General features: G+C 71.0%; 15 protein-coding genes and 2 pseudogenes. 10 read left to right on the top strand and 7 right to left on the bottom strand.

Annotated features, from left to right (window positions below; translation table 11 throughout):
• Window positions 1-583: 583 nt before the first annotated feature.
• From IE198_RS02340 to IE198_RS02355, 4 genes are all read right to left on the bottom strand, one after another.
• Complete coding sequence (locus IE198_RS02340) at window positions 584-1,765, bottom strand: ROK family transcriptional regulator (RefSeq protein WP_189882032.1); 1,182 nt, start codon at window positions 1,763-1,765, stop codon at window positions 584-586.
• Window positions 1,766-2,541: 776 nt separating this feature from the next.
• Window positions 2,542-3,219: a GntR family transcriptional regulator gene (locus IE198_RS02345; protein ID WP_189882034.1), complete on the bottom strand. Its 678-nt coding sequence runs from the start codon at window positions 3,217-3,219 to the stop codon at window positions 2,542-2,544.
• A 141-nt stretch (window positions 3,220-3,360) separates the two neighbouring features.
• The gene (locus IE198_RS02350; RefSeq protein ID WP_189882036.1) at window positions 3,361-3,822 is read right to left on the bottom strand and encodes an NUDIX hydrolase; all 462 of its coding nucleotides are present in this window, start codon (window positions 3,820-3,822) and stop codon (window positions 3,361-3,363) included.
• A gap of 22 nt (window positions 3,823-3,844) precedes the next feature.
• Window positions 3,845-4,792 carry a beta-ketoacyl-ACP synthase III gene (locus IE198_RS02355; RefSeq protein WP_189882038.1) on the bottom strand — a complete coding sequence of 316 codons (948 nt, stop codon included), beginning with the start codon at window positions 4,790-4,792 and terminating at the stop codon, window positions 3,845-3,847.
• A gap of 169 nt (window positions 4,793-4,961) precedes the next feature.
• Between IE198_RS02355 and IE198_RS02360 the strand changes: the two are divergent.
• From IE198_RS02360 to argG, 4 genes and pseudogenes are all read left to right on the top strand, one after another.
• Window positions 4,962-5,078, top strand: a pseudogene (locus IE198_RS02360) (complex I 51 kDa subunit family protein); the annotation flags it as partial.
• A gap of 39 nt (window positions 5,079-5,117) precedes the next feature.
• Window positions 5,118-5,563 (top strand): annotated as a pseudogene (locus tag IE198_RS02365) (2Fe-2S iron-sulfur cluster-binding protein); the annotation flags it as partial.
• A gap of 4 nt (window positions 5,564-5,567) precedes the next feature.
• Window positions 5,568-6,407, top strand: coding sequence for a formate dehydrogenase accessory sulfurtransferase FdhD (gene fdhD / locus IE198_RS02370; protein WP_189882040.1), 840 nt, complete (start codon window positions 5,568-5,570; stop codon window positions 6,405-6,407).
• 209 nt (window positions 6,408-6,616) lie between these two features.
• A complete protein-coding gene (gene argG, locus IE198_RS02375) occupies window positions 6,617-8,065 on the top strand; it encodes an argininosuccinate synthase (RefSeq protein ID WP_189882042.1) in 1,449 nt (482 codons plus the stop codon).
• 143 nt (window positions 8,066-8,208) lie between these two features.
• Here argG and IE198_RS02380 read toward each other — a convergent pair whose 3' ends face one another.
• Window positions 8,209-8,610: a (2Fe-2S) ferredoxin domain-containing protein gene (locus tag IE198_RS02380; protein ID WP_189882044.1), complete on the bottom strand. Its 402-nt coding sequence runs from the start codon at window positions 8,608-8,610 to the stop codon at window positions 8,209-8,211.
• A 201-nt stretch (window positions 8,611-8,811) separates the two neighbouring features.
• Between IE198_RS02380 and IE198_RS02385 the strand changes: the two genes are divergently transcribed.
• The gene (locus IE198_RS02385) at window positions 8,812-9,222 is read left to right on the top strand and encodes a VOC family protein (RefSeq protein ID WP_189882046.1); all 411 of its coding nucleotides are present in this window, start codon (window positions 8,812-8,814) and stop codon (window positions 9,220-9,222) included.
• Between the two features lie 177 nt (window positions 9,223-9,399).
• Window positions 9,400-9,486 carry a DUF397 domain-containing protein gene (locus IE198_RS36280; RefSeq protein ID WP_308426783.1) on the top strand — a complete coding sequence of 29 codons (87 nt, stop codon included), beginning with the start codon at window positions 9,400-9,402 and terminating at the stop codon, window positions 9,484-9,486.
• Here IE198_RS36280 and IE198_RS02395 read toward each other — a convergent pair.
• Window positions 9,467-10,492, bottom strand: a complete 1,026-nt coding sequence (locus IE198_RS02395) for a bile acid:sodium symporter family protein (RefSeq protein ID WP_189882050.1) — start codon at window positions 10,490-10,492, stop codon at window positions 9,467-9,469. The two genes, IE198_RS36280 and IE198_RS02395, sit on opposite strands and share 20 nt — an antisense overlap.
• A gap of 100 nt (window positions 10,493-10,592) precedes the next feature.
• On the opposite strand from IE198_RS02395, the gene IE198_RS36025 reads away from it, so the two are divergent.
• Window positions 10,593-10,727 (top strand): hypothetical protein, encoded by a 135-nt coding sequence (locus tag IE198_RS36025; protein WP_268246456.1) that lies wholly within the window; start codon window positions 10,593-10,595, stop codon window positions 10,725-10,727.
• Window positions 10,728-10,737: 10 nt separating this feature from the next.
• Window positions 10,738-11,634 (top strand): LysR family transcriptional regulator, encoded by an 897-nt coding sequence (locus IE198_RS02400; RefSeq protein WP_189882051.1) that lies wholly within the window; start codon window positions 10,738-10,740, stop codon window positions 11,632-11,634.
• On the opposite strand, the gene IE198_RS02405 is transcribed toward IE198_RS02400, so the two are convergent.
• Window positions 11,612-12,283: a hypothetical protein gene (locus IE198_RS02405; protein WP_189882054.1), complete on the bottom strand. Its 672-nt coding sequence runs from the start codon at window positions 12,281-12,283 to the stop codon at window positions 11,612-11,614. The genes IE198_RS02400 and IE198_RS02405 overlap by 23 nt on opposite strands.
• 361 nt (window positions 12,284-12,644) lie before the next feature.
• On the opposite strand from IE198_RS02405, the gene IE198_RS02410 reads away from it, so the two are divergent.
• Both IE198_RS02410 and IE198_RS02415 read left to right on the top strand, forming a co-directional pair.
• On the top strand, window positions 12,645-14,444 hold the full coding sequence (locus IE198_RS02410; protein WP_189882792.1) for an AMP-dependent synthetase/ligase: 1,800 nt from the start codon (window positions 12,645-12,647) through the stop codon (window positions 14,442-14,444).
• A gap of 87 nt (window positions 14,445-14,531) precedes the next feature.
• The gene (locus IE198_RS02415) at window positions 14,532-15,362 is read left to right on the top strand and encodes an aldo/keto reductase (RefSeq protein WP_189882056.1); all 831 of its coding nucleotides are present in this window, start codon (window positions 14,532-14,534) and stop codon (window positions 15,360-15,362) included.
• Window position 15,363: the final 1 nt, after the last annotated feature.

Genomic DNA, 15,363 nt, shown 5'->3' on the forward strand with positions numbered 1-15,363 from the left:
GACGAATCCCCTCGGCGGGTGCGGCCGGTGAGCGGGCAGGGCGGGGTGGCCTGACGGCCACCTGTCCCAGGGCGGGGTGGCCTGACGGCCACGCGGCGCCGGGGCGGTGGCGCGGGGCGCCCCGGGCGGTGCGGGTGGTGTGCGTGGTGCGTATGGCGCGGTGGCGCGGTGGTGTGGTGAGACGGGGTGCCGTGACGCCTTGGGCGGTGCGGGTGGGGCTGGTGGTGCGGTGAGACAGGGTGCGGTGACGTCTCGGGCGGTGTGGGTGGGGCGGTGTGCCGTGACGCCTCGGGCGGTGCGGGTGGGGCTGGTGGTGCGGTGAGACAGGGTGCGGTGACGTCTCGGGCGGTGCGGGTGGGGCGGTGTGCGGTGAGACAGGGTGCGGTGACGTCTCGGGCGGTGCGGGTGGGGCGGTGTGCGGTGACGTCTGGGGCGGTGCGGGTGGGGCGGTGAGACGGGGATGCGGTGACGTCTGGGGCGGTGCAGGGTGTGGAGCGGGCGGTGCGTTACGTGTCGTCCGGTCCGGTCGCGCCCGGTGCGTTCGACCGGCCCCGGTCGGGCCGGAAAGGCTCGACCGGCCCGGTCAGGCCGGCGAGAACAGGTGGTCGCTGATGAGCCGTGCCGCGCCGATGACTCCGGCGGTCGGACCCAACTCTCCGAGCACGATGGGCAGGTTGCCGGTGGCCAGCGGCAGGGACTGCCGGTAGACCTGGGTGCGCACGCTGGCCAGCAGCGTGTGGCCGAGCCCGGTCACACCGCCGCCGATCACCACGAGGCCCGGGTTGAAGAAGCTCACCAGCCCGGCGATGACCTGGCCGAGACGGTTGCCTCCTTCCCTGATGAGATCAAGGGCGGCGGCGTCACCGGCCGCGGCGGCGGCCGACACGTCCGCGGCCGTGAGCCGCCCGGCCGCCTCCAGTCGGGCGGCGAGTTCCGCCGACCGGCCGGCACGCGCCGCGTCCTCGGCGTCGCGAGCCAGGGCCGCACCGCTGAAGTGCGCCTCCAGACAGCCGCGGTTGCCACAGGCGCAGGCGCGGCCGTCCGGCTCCACCTGGATGTGGCCGATGTCGCCGGCGCTGCCGGTCGTACCGCGGTAGACGTCGCCGCCGACCACGATCCCGCAGCCGATTCCCGTGCCGATCTTGACGCAGAGGAAGTCGCCGATGGAGCGCGCGACGCCCGCGTGCTGCTCCCCCATGGCCATCAGGTTCACGTCGTTGTCGACCATGACGGGGCAGCCGAGGTCCTGGCTGAGCGCCTCTCGTACGGGGAAACCGTCCCAGCCCGGCATGATCGGGGGCGCGACGGGCACGCCCTCGGGGTAGCGGACCGGGCCGGGGACGCCGATGCCCGCACCGTCGAAGCCCTCGGCGACGCCGGAGGCCCTGAGCTTCGCGGCCATCGACAGCACCTGCTCGAAGACGGCGACGGGGCCTTCGCGGACGTCCATGGGGTGGTTGAGATGCCCGAGGACCTCCAGCTCCGCGTTGGTGACGGCGACGTCGATCGAGGTGGCACCGATGTCCACACCGAGGAAGCGGAGCGCGGGCGCGAGCCGGATGTTGTGCGAGCGGCGCCCGCCCCGGGAGGCGGCGAGCCCGTCGGCGACCACGAGCCCCGTCTCCAGCAACCGGTCCACCTCGACGGCGAGCTTGGAACGGGACAGGTCCACCTGATCGCCGAGCTGCGCACGGGAGTTGGGCCCACCATCACGCAACAGCCGGAGCAGTCGCGCCTGATGCGCGTTCGCGGGTCGAGCGGTCATCCGTCTCACGTGCCCCTCCCCTCCCCTGGCCTTCGGCTGGGGACCCAGTCCGGTGTCTCCGTCGGGCTTTCGTGGGGAACGTAGCAGCGCTTTACCGAACTGGGAAGAACTTGCGCACAGATCCGACCCAACTTTCTCCACACTCAAGACAAAGCAAGGGCGCGGGGCGCCGCACCCCTTCGGGCGTGGATCGGCCGAAGGCGGTGCGCCCCGGGTTTCCCCGCCGGCGGTCGGTTCCGAGGGGCCGTTGCCGGCCGTGGTCGTCCCCCAGGGCCGGTGCTGCCTCCCGAGGGGGCTCAAGGCGGGCCGAAAGCCCGGCAGGCCCGACTGGCGGTCCGCCGGATGCGGGTGCGGTTCGGCTGCGCGGGCTGTTCCACCACCCCACCCCTTCCCGTAACCGGGCTCCGCCCGAACCCGACCACCGCGCTCCGCCCCGGGCCCCGTACCGCGCCTCGCGTGGTGTCCGGGGGCGCCGGACGGCTGCGGAGCAGCCCCGCTGGGCGTACAACCCACGCCCAGGGCGTGGAGAAAAGGGAAGGCTAGGCGGGTGCGGGGGTCAAACCTCCGCAGGCGGGTCCGGTGGGAACGCGAGCGCGTCACGCACACCCACCGGGCCCCGCCCGGAGAACGCGGGCGCCCCCAGGGGCGCCGCTCACACGCACCGGGCCCCGCCCGGAAACGCCGGGTCCATACACCCCTTTCCGCACCGGCCCACGACACGGCGATGCGGCTCATGCTCGCGGTCGGTCGGCTGCCTGCCCCAATGGGGCGCCGAGTCAGGGCTGTTCGCGCTGGAGGTGGGTCCTGCGTGTGTGCTCTGTGTGGGCCCGCATGATCTCCGTCGCCCGCTTCTCGTCACTGGCGGAGATCGCCGCGATCAGCTCGCGGTGCTCGATCCACGACTGCTGTCCGCGCTGCCGGGCGACCGGGGTGTAGTACCAGCGGACCCGGCGGTCGACCTGCCCGGCGAGCTCCGCGAGGACGAGATTGCCGGCGAGCTCCATCACCTTGGTGTGGAAGGCCGCGTTGGTGGCCACCGCCAGGTCGAGGTCGTCCTCCGCGACGGCCCGCTCGCCCTTGGCGCACAGTTCTTCCAGGGCCGCGAGGCCTGCCTTGTCCGAGTTCGCCGCCGCGAGCCTGGCGGCCTCCGCCTCCAGCAGCGTACGCACCGACAGCAGGTGGTCGGCCTCCGCTTCGGTGGGCTCGTGGACGAACGCGCCCTGGGCGGGGCGGAGGTCGACCCATCCTTCGGTGTTGAGACGTTGCAGCGCCTCTCGGACGGGCTGGCGCGAGACGCCCAGATGACCGGCGAGCTCGCCCTCCACCAGATGTTGGCCGGGCCGCAGCGCACGGGTGGTGATCAGCTCGAGCAGTGCCTTGTACACGCGCTCACGCAGTGGGCCCGGCCGTTCCAGCTTGGGCACGGTCCCCTGCGGCAGTCCTGCGAACAACATCAATGGTCCCCTTCCGGGCGATGGAGCGGCGAACGGCGGACGACAACGGTGATCGAGGAATTGGCATCGCCTGCGGTCCACCGGGCGCAATCCCCCCTTTCCACGAGACGCCCGCCACGTCCGGCCGCCCCCCGAGAACGGTCACAGGAGCGGAATCAGACGCTCCAGGAAGACCCGCTGGCCGCTCACCAGTTTGGGCCGGGCCTCCTCCACGCCGTACCACTCCGCCCGGTCGACCTCTGGGAACTCCCGCGTCTCGCCGGAACCCCGCGGCCACTCCATGGTGAAGGTGCCCGGCACGACGAGAGACGTGTCGAGGTCGCCCTCCATCGCCCACACCGTCACGAGCTTGCCGCTCGACTGCCGCGCCTCGCCGAGCGGATGCCAGTCGCCGGCCGGGGCCTGGAGACCGAGTTCCTCCTCGAACTCCCGTCGCGCGGCGGCCATGGGCTCCTCATCCGGTTCGTACTCGCCCTTCGGGATCGACCAGGCCGCCTCGTCGCGCGACTGCCAGAATGGGCCGCCCATGTGCCCGATGAGGACCTCGACACCGGCCGGCCGCCGCCGCCACAGCAGCAGCCCGGCACTTCGCTTCGTCACCATCCCGTCAGTCTGCCCGTGAAACTCAGGGGCAGCGGATCACCTGGCCCGCGTACGAAAGATTTCCGCCGAATCCGAAGAGCAGGGCCGGGTCGCCGGACTCGATCTCACCGCGCTCGACGAGCTTGGAGAGTGCCATCGGGATCGACCCGGCCGAGGTGTTTCCCGAGTCCACGACGTCGCGGGCGATGACGGCGTTGACGGCGCCGATCTTCTGCGCGACCGGCTCGATGATCCGCAGATTGGCCTGGTGCAGTACCACCGCCGCCAGTTCCTCGGGGGCGACGCCCGCGCGTTCGCAGACCTTGCGGGCGATCGGCGGCAGCTGGGTGGTGGCCCAGCGGTAGACGGACTGGCCTTCCTGCGCGAAGCGCGGCGGAGTGCCCTCGATCCGCACGGCGTGCCCCATCTCGGGTACGGAGCCCCACAGCACCGGGCCGATTCCCGGGTCCTGGCCCTCCGGGACGGCCTCGACCACAGCCGCGCCCGCGCCGTCGCCGACGAGCACGCATGTCGAGCGGTCGGTCCAGTCGACGATGTCGGCCATCTTGTCCGCCCCGATGACCAGAGCCCGGGTAGCGGCGCCCGCCCGCAGGGTGTGGTCGGCGGTGGCGAGCGCGTGGGTGAAGCCGGCGCACACGACGTTGAGGTCCATCACCGCGGGCGAGCCCATGCCGAGCCGCGCCGCGACCCGGGCGGCGGTGTTGGGCGACCGGTCGACGGCGGTGGACGTGGCGACGAGGACCAGGTCGATGTCGGCCGGGGTAAGCCCTGCCGAGGCCAGCGCCTTGGCCCCGGCGTGCGCGGCGAGCTCGTCGACCGGCTCGTCGGGTCCCGCCACATGACGGGTCCTGATCCCGACGCGGCTGCGGATCCACTCGTCGCTGGTGTCGACCATGGCCGCCAGGTCGTCGTTGGTGAGCACCTTGGCGGGCTGGTAATGCCCGAGCGCGACGACGCGTGAGCCGGTCATGAGTGGCGTTCCCCTCGATCATGAAGTCAGTAACCACCCAGTCTTGGCTGCTACCGGCTGGTACGAGGGCAGGTGATCCCACAGCTTCCGGGCCCGGTCTTTGGAGCTTCCCGAGGATGCGGGCTGCGGCCGGGCGCGATCCGCACGGCTCTTGACCCCGGCGAGGTACCTCGCGCTGCGGCGCGAGGTCGGCCGGGCCATGCGGGACGCCTCGATCCGCGGTCTCGGACAGACCGCCTGGAACGCCGTCGAATCCGCCATCGACCGGCTGGGAGCCTACGGATGACCGCCATCGATCTCCAGTTGCCCCGCAGGCTCGTCGAGGAAGATCGACAACGACCCCCATGTCCGCGACCACGACAAGTGCATCCTCTGCCACAAGTGCGTCGACGCCCGCAGCGACCAGCGGCAGAACACCTTCGCCATCGCCGTCGCGGGCCGCGGCTTCGACTCCCGTATCTCCACGGAGCACGACGCGCCCCTCACCGACTCGGCATGCGTGTACTGCGGGAACTGCATCGAGGTGTACCCGACGGGGGCGCTGTCCTTGAAGTCGGAGTTCGACACGCGTGCGTCCGGCACCTGGGACGAGTCGGCACAGACGCGGACCCCGACCGTGTGCGCGTACCGCGGCGTCGGCTGCAACCTCACACCGCCGTGCAGGAGAATGAGATCGTCGAGGTCACCTCGCCGCGCGACGACCCGGTGACCCACGGCAACCTCTGCATCAAGGGCCGTTTCGGCTACCGACACGTACAGAATCGGGTCTGATCTCATGGGACGGGTCACCGAGCGCCGCCGCACCATCCGCATCCGGGACGGGGCGGTGTCGACCCGTCCCGACACGCTGGTCGCCGAGGAGCCCCTGGAGATCCGGCTGAACGGCAAGCCCCTCGCCATCACCATGCGCACGCCGGGCGACGACTTCGCGCTGGCCGCGGGCTTCCTGGTCAGCGAGGGCGTGATCCACTCCGCTTCGCAGGTGCGGTCGATCGTGTACTGCGCGGGCGCCACCGAGGACGGCAGCAACACGTACAACGTGGTGGACGTGGCGCTCGCACCCGGTGTCGCGGTGCCGGACATCACCCTGGAGCGCAATGTCTACACGACGTCGTCGTGCGGGCTGTGCGGCAAGGCCAGCCTGGAGGCCGTGCGCACCACGGCGCACTTCCCGATCGCCGACACTCCCCCGGTACGTGTCGAGCCCGCTCTGCTCGCCGGTCTCCCCGACCGGCTACGGGCGGCGCAGCGGGTCTTCGACCGGACCGGAGGCCTGCACGCGGCGGCGCTGTTCTCGCCCGAGGGCGAACTGCTCGACGTACGCGAGGACGTCGGCCGGCACAACGCGGTCGACAAGCTCGTCGGCCGAGCCCTGCAGGACGACCGGCTCCCGCTGTCCCAAGCGATCCTGCTGGTCTCCGGGCGGGCGTCGTTCGAGCTGGCGCAGAAAGCGGTGATGGCGGGCATCCCGGTCCTGGCGGCCGTCTCCGCCCCTTCCTCCCTCGCGGTGGACCTGGCCGCGGAAACCGGCCTCACGCTGGTCGGTTTCCTGCGCGGCACCAATATGAACGTGTACGCGGGTGAGGAGCGCATCGCCCTCGGCACCGGGGTGTGACGCGTCCCGCTGCACGGGACACGGCCGGGCCTGCGGTGGAGCGGCCCCTGCCCGGTCCTTCCGTGAGTGCGGCCACCCGCACAGCGGCCGGTCCGATACGGCAGGCGTCCGACGGCGGGGGCCGGCGCCCGCCCGCGCAGGCCGCCCTCGTTGCCTGCATGCATAGCGCGACATTGCATGATCATGCGTAATGGCGCATACTCTTCCCCATGTCCAAGGTTCTTACCTCCCTGCCCACCGGCGAACGCATCGGCATCGCCTTCTCCGGCGGCCTCGACACTTCCGTCGCGGTCGCGTGGATGCGCGACAAGGGTGCCGTCCCGTGCACCTACACCGCCGACATCGGCCAGTACGACGAGCCCGACATCGCGTCGGTGCCCAGCCGTGCGTCGGCGTACGGTGCCGAGATCGCGCGCCTGGTCGACTGCCGCGCGGCGCTGGTCGAGGAAGGCCTGGCCGCACTCACCTGCGGCGCGTTCCACATCCGCTCGGGCGGGCGCTCCTACTTCAACACGACGCCGCTCGGCCGCGCCGTCACCGGCACCCTGCTGGTCCGGGCGATGCTCGAGGACGGCGTGCAGATCTGGGGCGACGGCTCGACGTTCAAGGGCAATGACATCGAGCGGTTCTACCGCTACGGCCTGCTCGCCAACCCGCACCTGCGTATCTACAAGCCGTGGCTCGACGCGGACTTCGTCTCCGAGCTCGGCGGCCGCAAGGAGATGTCGGAGTGGCTGCTCGCCCACGACCTCCCCTACCGCGACAGCACTGAAAAGGCGTACTCCACCGACGCCAACATCTGGGGCGCCACCCACGAGGCCAAGACCCTGGAGCACCTCGACACCGGTGTCGAGACCGTCGACCCGATCATGGGCGTGCGGTTCTGGGACCCCTCGGTCGAGATCGCCACCGAGGACGTGACGATCGGCTTCGACCAGGGCCGCCCGGTGACGATCAACGGCAAGGCATTCGCCTCCCCGGTCGACCTGGTGATGGAGGCGAACGCCATCGGCGGCCGCCACGGCATGGGCATGTCCGACCAGATCGAGAACCGGGTGATCGAGGCCAAGAGCCGCGGCATCTACGAGGCACCGGGCATGGCACTGCTGCACGCCGTGTACGAGCGCCTGGTCAACGCGATCCACAACGAGGACACCCTCGCGCAGTACTACAACGAGGGCCGGCGCCTCGGTCGCCTGATGTACGAGGGCCGCTGGCTCGACCCGCAGGCGCTGATGATCCGCGAGTCGCTGCAGCGCTGGGTGGGCACGGCGGTCACCGGAGAGGTGACGCTGCGGCTGCGGCGCGGCGAGGACTACTCGGTCATGGACACGTCCGGCCCCGCGTTCAGCTACCACCCGGACAAGCTGTCCATGGAGCGCACCGAGGACTCGGCGTTCGGCCCGGTGGACCGGATCGGCCAACTCACCATGCGCAACCTCGACATCGCCGACTCCCGCGCCAAGCTGGAGCAGTACGCCGGTCTCGGCATCGTCGGCAATACGCACGAGACGCTCATCGGTGCCGCCCAGGCCGCCTCGACCGGGCTGATCGGCGCGATGCCGCAGGGCGGCGCGGAGGTCATCGCCTCCCGCGGCAGGGTCGAGGAGGACGACGAGATGCTCGACCGGGCAGCGATGGAGTTCGGCACCGACTGACCGGGGCGGCGTGCGCGGCTCCTGACCGGGCTCCTCCTGAGGCCCCGGCCGGACCGGCCGGCGGCGGCCAGGGCGGTGAGAACCACCCAGGAAGCAACTGGTGGGTCACTCATCGCCTGGTTCACCGCCCGTCGGCGACACCCCTACCGAACGCCGGCGGCGCCGGACGGCGGCGGGATCATCTGGAGCGTGAGGGTGGCCGGGGGCTCGGCGATACCCGGACCGCCGGCCTCGACCCACCCGAGGACGTCGTCGGTGGCGTCGTTGTCGAGCGCCCAGCCGATCCAGGCTGCCCGCGCGCCGCGGCGGCGCGCCTCGGTCGAGGGCTGCACGACGATCACATTGGCCTGCCCGCACGGGCCCAGGCAGTCACTGGTGCGCACCGCGAACCGCCCGCCGGACGCCGCGGCCGCCTCCCGCAATCTGGCGAGCTGACCGGCGTGATCCGTGCCGGGGTTCTTGCGTGCGTCGCCGCAGCAGCAGCCGCGGCAGACCACCAGGGTGCAGGGGCGGGCGCCGAAGGCGCGTATCGGATACGTCGTCACCGAGTGATCTTCGCACCCGGTGTCTCCGTCCAAGAGAACGGGTTCCGGCTCACGCCGCCGAAAGCCTCCCAGTCGCCTGGGGCCGGTCGGAGCACTGGGCGGCAGGCCGAGGGCCGGTCCGCGTCGACGCGTCGCGCAGGGCCGGGAATCGGCCGGTCAACCATGATGTGGACCGCAGCCGACCTTCGAGGAGCCAGCACCATGGCAAGCACGACACCGCAGAAGATCACGACGTTCCTGATGTTCGAGGGGAAGGCCGAGGAGGCCATGACCTTCTACATGTCGCTCTTCGACGACGCCGAGGTCGTCGACATCACCCGCTACGGCGCGGACGGACCGGGCACGGAAGGCACCGTGCAGCACGCCACGTTCTCGCTCGCCGGCCAGCGGTACATGTGCATCGACAGCGCGCTGAAGCACGACTTCACCTTCACCCCGGCCATGTCCCTCTTTGTGCAGTGCGACGACGAGGCCGAGATCGACCGTCTCTACGCGGCGCTGGCCGAGGAAGGCTCGGAACTGATGCCGCTCGGTTCGTACGGCTTCAGCGCCAAATTCGGCTGGGTGAACGACCGGTTCGGCGTCTCCTGGCAGCTCAACCTGCCCGCGTAGGCGTCCGCCGACCCGCAGCTCCGCCCAGACCGCCTTGACCACGGGATCGTCGGCTGTCCAGCCCCAGGCCGTGGCAAGCGCTTCGAGCAGCAGCAGACCGCGCCCGCCCTCGGCGTGGGCCGGCGTGCCGGCGGCGGCGACTGCGTAGAGGTCGCCGCCTCACGCGAAACCGTTCACGTGCGTGACTCGAAGGACCGGACCCGGCCGCACCTCATCGTGGGAGCGGCCCACTGGACCGCGTTCGTCACCTTCGCAGCGCGGTAGGCGCGCCCCGCCGCGCCGGTGCGGCCCGGTCCGTGTCGCGGGCGCGGCGTCCCGCGATCACCGTGCAGACCATCAGCTGCATCTGGTGGAAGAGCATCAGCGGCAGCACCGCCAGGCTCGCCTGCGCGCCGAAGAGCACGGTGGCCATGGGCAGTCCGGCCGCCAGGCTCTTCTTCGAGCCGGCGAACTGGATCGCGATCCGGTCCGCCCGGCCGAAGCCGAGGCGCTTCGCGCCGAACCAGGTGAGCGTCAGCATGGCCGCGAGCAGCACCGCCTCGACGGCGAGCAGCGCGCCGAGCCGGGCCGGGGTGACCTGGTGCCAGACACCGGCGGTCATGCCTTCGCCGAAGGCCGTGTAGACGACGAGCAGGATCGCGCCCCGGTCCACGTAGCCGAGGACCTGCTTGTGGCGGACCAGGAACACGGCGACCCAGCGGCGCAGCAGTTGGCCTGCCAGGAACGGCACCAGCAGCTGGAGCGCGATCCGCAGCAGCGAGTCGGCCGAGAGCCCGCCCGCCGCGCCGCCGAGCAGCAGGGCGGCCAGCAGCGGGGTGAGGACGATGCCGGCGAGGCTGGAGAAGGAGCCGGCGCAGATCGCGGCGGGCACGTTGCCACGTGCCATGGACGTGAACGCGATCGACGACTGGATGGTCGAGGGCACCAGGCACAGGAAGAGGAGTCCGCTGTAGAGCTCGGGCGTCAGCACCGCCGGTTCGAGCACGCATCCCGCGAGTCCCAGCAGCGGAAAGACGACGAACGTCGCGGCGAGCACGGTCAGGTGGAGCCGCCAGTGCCGCAGCCCGTCGAGGGTCTCGCGCGTGGAGAGCCGCGCGCCGTAGAGGAAGAACAGCAGCGCCACCGCGCCGGTCGAGGCTCCGCCCGCGACGTCGGCCGCCGCCCCGGAGGCGGGCAGGAGTGCGGCGAGGGCCACCGTCCCCAGAAGCACCGGTATGTACGGGTCGATCGGCAGCCAGGACGGCAGGCGCGGGGTGCGGGGGCGGCTCATGTGCTCCACTTGCTCTCGGTTCAGGTCGTGCCCTGCCCATGCTCCTCCACCCACCGCCGATCGGGAATCCCGTACGCCGTGCTGACTGTCATCACCATTCGTGATCACCGTGCCGGAAACCCGCACCACCTCTCTCGCCGACCTGCAGCAGGAGGTGCTGCGCGAAGTGACGGGCAGGGGTTCCGACGCCCGAGAATGGCACGGCCGCAACGGCCGTCAGCCCGCCGAACCCTAGGATCGACGCCGTGTACGACCCCACCCAGCTGCGTACGTTCCTGGCGGTGGCGCAGACGCTGAACTTCACGCAGGCGGCGCGTCGGCTCGGGCTGCGTCAGTCGACGGTCAGTCAGCATGTGCGCCGACTCGAGGAGGCCACCGGCCGACCCCTGTTCAGCCGTGACACCCACAGTGTGGAGCTGACGGAGGACGGCGAGGCGATGCTCGGTTTCGCCCGCACGATCCTGCAGGCCCACGAGCGCGCCTCCGCGTACTTCACGGGCACACGGCTGCGGGGGCGGCTGCGGTTCGGCGCGTCGGAGGACTTCGTACTGACGCGGCTCCCCGAGATCCTCGAGGCGTTCCGTCGCGACCATCCCGAGGTGGACCTGGAGCTCACCGTGGAGCTGTCGGGCACCTTGCACAAACGGCTGGAGGCCGGCCGGCTCGACCTGGTGCTCGCCAAGCGGGGGCCGGGGGCGACGCACGGCGAACTGGTGTGGCGGGACCGGATGGTGTGGATCTCGGCGGAGGGCCTGCGGCTGGATCCGGACCGTCCGCTGCCGCTGATCCTGTTCCCGCCGCCGGCCGTGACCCGGGCACGCGCTTTGGAGGTGCTGGAGCAGGCGGGCCGGTCCTGGCGCATGGCCTGCACCAGCGGCAGCCTCAGCGGTCTGGTGGCCGCCGCCCGCGCCGGTCTCGGTGTGATGGCGCACACCCGCGGGCTGATTCCGCCCGGCCTGGTCACGGTGCCGGAGCGGGCGGGCCTGCCCGAGCTGGGCACCGTCGACTTCGTCCTTCTGCAGGGCCGCCGCAGGGACGCGGCCAGGGAGGCCGCCCAGGCGCTGGCCGGTGCGCTGCTGGCGGCGGGCGACCGGTTGCACGGCCCTGCCGGGCCCGGCGTCAGTCGCCGAGGAAGTCCGTGAGCACACAGCCTTCCACCAGCGCCTTCTCCTTCTGGTAGCCGCTGGGCACGGCGAAGCTGGGATTGCAGTTGAGGACGAGCAGTCCTGATCCGATGACGCCGCGGACGTCGTCGTCGCCGACCGCCACGACGGCGAAGTCCTGGGCGACTGCGAAGCCGCCGTTCAGCCCGGCGGTCGGGTCGTCCCCGAACTCCTTGTAGAGGTCGCTCTTGTAGGCCGCCTGGAACTTCTCCATGTCGCCGACCATGAAGATCCGGGTGCGCTGGTCGCTGTTGCCGGTACTGCAGACGCCTCGTTCCGTCACGCCCCAGTCGGCGTCCATCTCGGCGTCCTGGGGGTAGAAGCGCTCGTCGTTCGGGTTCGTCCCGAGGTCCTCGCAGTCGGAGTTGCCCGCGACGAAGTCGTATGCGGCCTTCATGCTGCCCGCGACCGGCAGTCCCGCGAAGCCGGTTGCGTCGTCGGGGGCGGCCCCGTTGACTCCGCCGTTCCTCGTGGGATTCTCCAGCGTGCCTTCGGCCGGGTCGCCGGCTCCTGCCTGCCCGGCCCCCTGGCCCGGCCCGAATCCCGGGCCGGTTTCCGGCCCTCCGCCTCCGCAGGCGGTCAGAACGAGGAGTGCGGCGGTGGTGGCGAGCATGGCTTTACTGCGCATTGAATGTGATCCCCCGAGAAGATGACCTTGAACCGCGGCGACCCTACGTTGATCAACATGTACACGGCAAACTGAACCGGGCTCCGCCCGGACCTGGTACGCACCACGGTCGCCCAGGTAGAGCGGCGGTGATCGGGCCGTACAGATTCGGTGGAGATTGACGACCGGGCTACTTACTCACCGGTCAGATATCGGGGCCCAAGGTCCGCTTCGCCGCCCGTCCACCGCGGCTGACCTGTGCCTACGCCATTCGTCCACAGTTCACGAGGACCCTCCCGCCCGAGGGGATGGTGGGGTACGGTCACGGCGCTGTGCGGAGCGCCACAAGGAGCAGCCATTGCGCGAGTTCACTGTCCCACCCCTGGCCGCGGCGCCTCAGGTCGGCGGACTTGCGGACGCGGTCTTCGACCATGCCCTCGACGATCCGGACCGCGTCGCGCTCGGCCGCAAGGACAGTGCCGGCCAGTGGCAGGAAGTGACCTCGGGGCAGTTCCGCGACGAGGTCCTGGCGCTGGCGAAGGGGCTGCTGGCGCACGGGGTCCGGTTCGGTGACCGGGTCGCCCTGATGTGCCGTACGCGCTACGAGTGGACTCTGTTCGACTTCGCGTTGTGGACCGTCGGGGCCCAGTCCGTGCCGCTGTACCCGACCTCCTCCGCCGAGCAGGTCTTCTGGATGCTGCACGACTCCGAGGTCTCCGCGTGCATGGTGGAGCACGAGGACCACGCCATGACCATCGGCTCGGTGATCGACCGGCTGCCCCTGATGAAACGGCTGTGGCAACTGGACGCCGGCGCTGTGGAGCAGCTGGTCGCGGCGGGCGCGCACATCGACGACGAGGTCGTGCACCGGCACCGGCGCGCGGTGACCCCCGACTCCGTGGCCACGATCATCTACACGTCCGGCACGACGGGCCGCCCCAAGGGCTGTGTGATCACCCACTCGAACTTCATGTTCGAGACGGACACGATGGTCGGCCGCTGGGAGCCGGTCTTCCGCTCCAAGCCGGGTGACGAGCCGTCGACCCTGCTCTTTCTTCCGCTGTCGCACGTCTTCGGCCGGATGGTGGAGGTCGCGGCGATCCGGGGCCGGGTCAAGATCGGCCATCAGCCGGTCCTGCAGGCGAGCGCCCTGCTGCCCGATCTTGCCGCGTTCCGGCCGACGTTCATCCTGGCGGTGCCGTACATCTTCGAGAAGGTCTTCAACGCCGCCCGCCGCAAGGCGGAGCTGGCCGGCAAGCTGGGCCCCTTCGACAAGGCGGCCGAGGTGGCCGTGAAGTACGCGGAGGCACTGGAGCACCGGGCCTTCGGGCTCGGCCCGGGCCCGTCCGCCGGACTGCGCGTCCAGCACCAGCTGTTCGAGAAGCTGGTGTACGCGAAGGTCCGCGAGGCGATGGGCGGCCGGGTGCGCCACGCGATGTCCGGCGGCTCCGGCATGGACCGTCGCCTGGGGCTGTTCTTCGAGGGCGCCGGCGTCACCATCTACGAGGGCTACGGCCTGACCGAGTCGACGGCCGCGGCCACCGCGAACCCGCCGGAGCGCACCCGCTACGGCACCGTGGGCCTGCCGATCCCCGGCACCACCGTGCACATCGCGGAGGACGGCGAGGTGTGGCTGCACGGCGCACACGTCTTCCAGGGTTATCTGGGCGACCCGAAGGCCACCGACGCCGTGCTGCACGACGGCTGGCTGGCCACCGGCGACCTGGGCGCGCTCGACGAGGACGGCTATCTGACGATCACCGGGCGCAAGAAGGAGATCCTGGTGACCTCGGGCGGCAAGAGCGTCTCGCCCGCCGGCCTGGAGGAGCGGGTACGGGCGCATCCGTTGGTGGCACAGTGCATCGTCGTCGGCAACGACCGTCCCTACATCGCGGCCCTCGTCACCCTCGACCAGGAGTCGGTCGACCACTGGCTGGCCATTCAGGGCAGGCCGGCGCTGCCGCCCGCGGAGATGGTGCGCGACCCGGACCTGGAGATGGAGGTCCGCCGTGCCGTCGTCGCCGCGAACACCCTGGTGTCCAAGGCCGAGTCGATCCGTACGTTCCGGATTCTGGCGCATCCCTTCAGCGAGGAGCACGGTCTGCTGACGCCCTCGCTGAAGCTGAAGCGGAAGGCGATCGAGAACGCCTACGCGGTCGAGGTCGAGGCCCTGTACCAGTGAGCCGCTACGCCTGGCCGGGGAATTCACCGGCGGCGCTGCTCGTTCATCGTGGGAGTACGCAACCGACGACGTAAGGATCGACCGCTCGTGAGCAAGGTCCCGTTCATCACCCTCCACAACGGCGTCGCGATGCCGCAGCTCGGCCTCGGTGTCTGGCAGGTGCCCGACGACGAGGCGGAGCAGACGGTCGCCACCGCCCTCGAGGCCGGCTACCGCAGCATCGACACCGCGGCCGTCTACGGGAACGAAAAGGGCACCGGCAAGGCCGTCACCAGCTCCGGGATCGCCCGCGAGGAACTCTTCGTCACGACAAAGGTCTGGAACTCCCACCAGGGGTACGACGCGACGCTGCGCGCCTTCGACGTCTCCCTCGGGAAGCTCGGCCTCGACTACGTCGATCTGTACTTGATCCACTGGCCGATGCCGGCCAAGGACACTTACGTGGACACGTACCGCGCCCTGGAGAAGATCCACGCCGACGGCCGCGCCAAGGCGATCGGCGTGTCCAACTTCAAGCCCGAGCACCTCGAGCGCCTCATGGGTGAGACGTCGGTCGTCCCGGCGGTCAACCAGATCGAGCTGCACCCGCAGCTCCAGCAGTCCGGCGTCCGGGACTTCCACGCGGAGCACGGCATCGCCACGGAGGCGTGGTCCCCGCTCGGCCAGGGCAAGGGCCTGCTCCGGGCCCCCACGGTCGTCGCCGTGGCCCGCAAGCACGACCGGACCCCGGCCCAGGTGGTGCTGCGCTGGCACCTCCAGGTGGGCAACGTGGTGATCCCCAAGTCCGTGACGCCGTCGCGGATCCAGGAGAACATCGACGTGTTCGACTTCGAGCTGGACGCCGACGACATGGCCGCCTTCGCGGCTCTGGACGAGTCCAAGCGCCTGGGACCCGACCCGTCGGACATCAACTCCTGAG

It is taken from the genome of Streptomyces xantholiticus (genome assembly GCF_014651015.1).
Lineage (GTDB): Bacteria > Actinomycetota > Actinomycetes > Streptomycetales > Streptomycetaceae > Streptomyces > Streptomyces xantholiticus.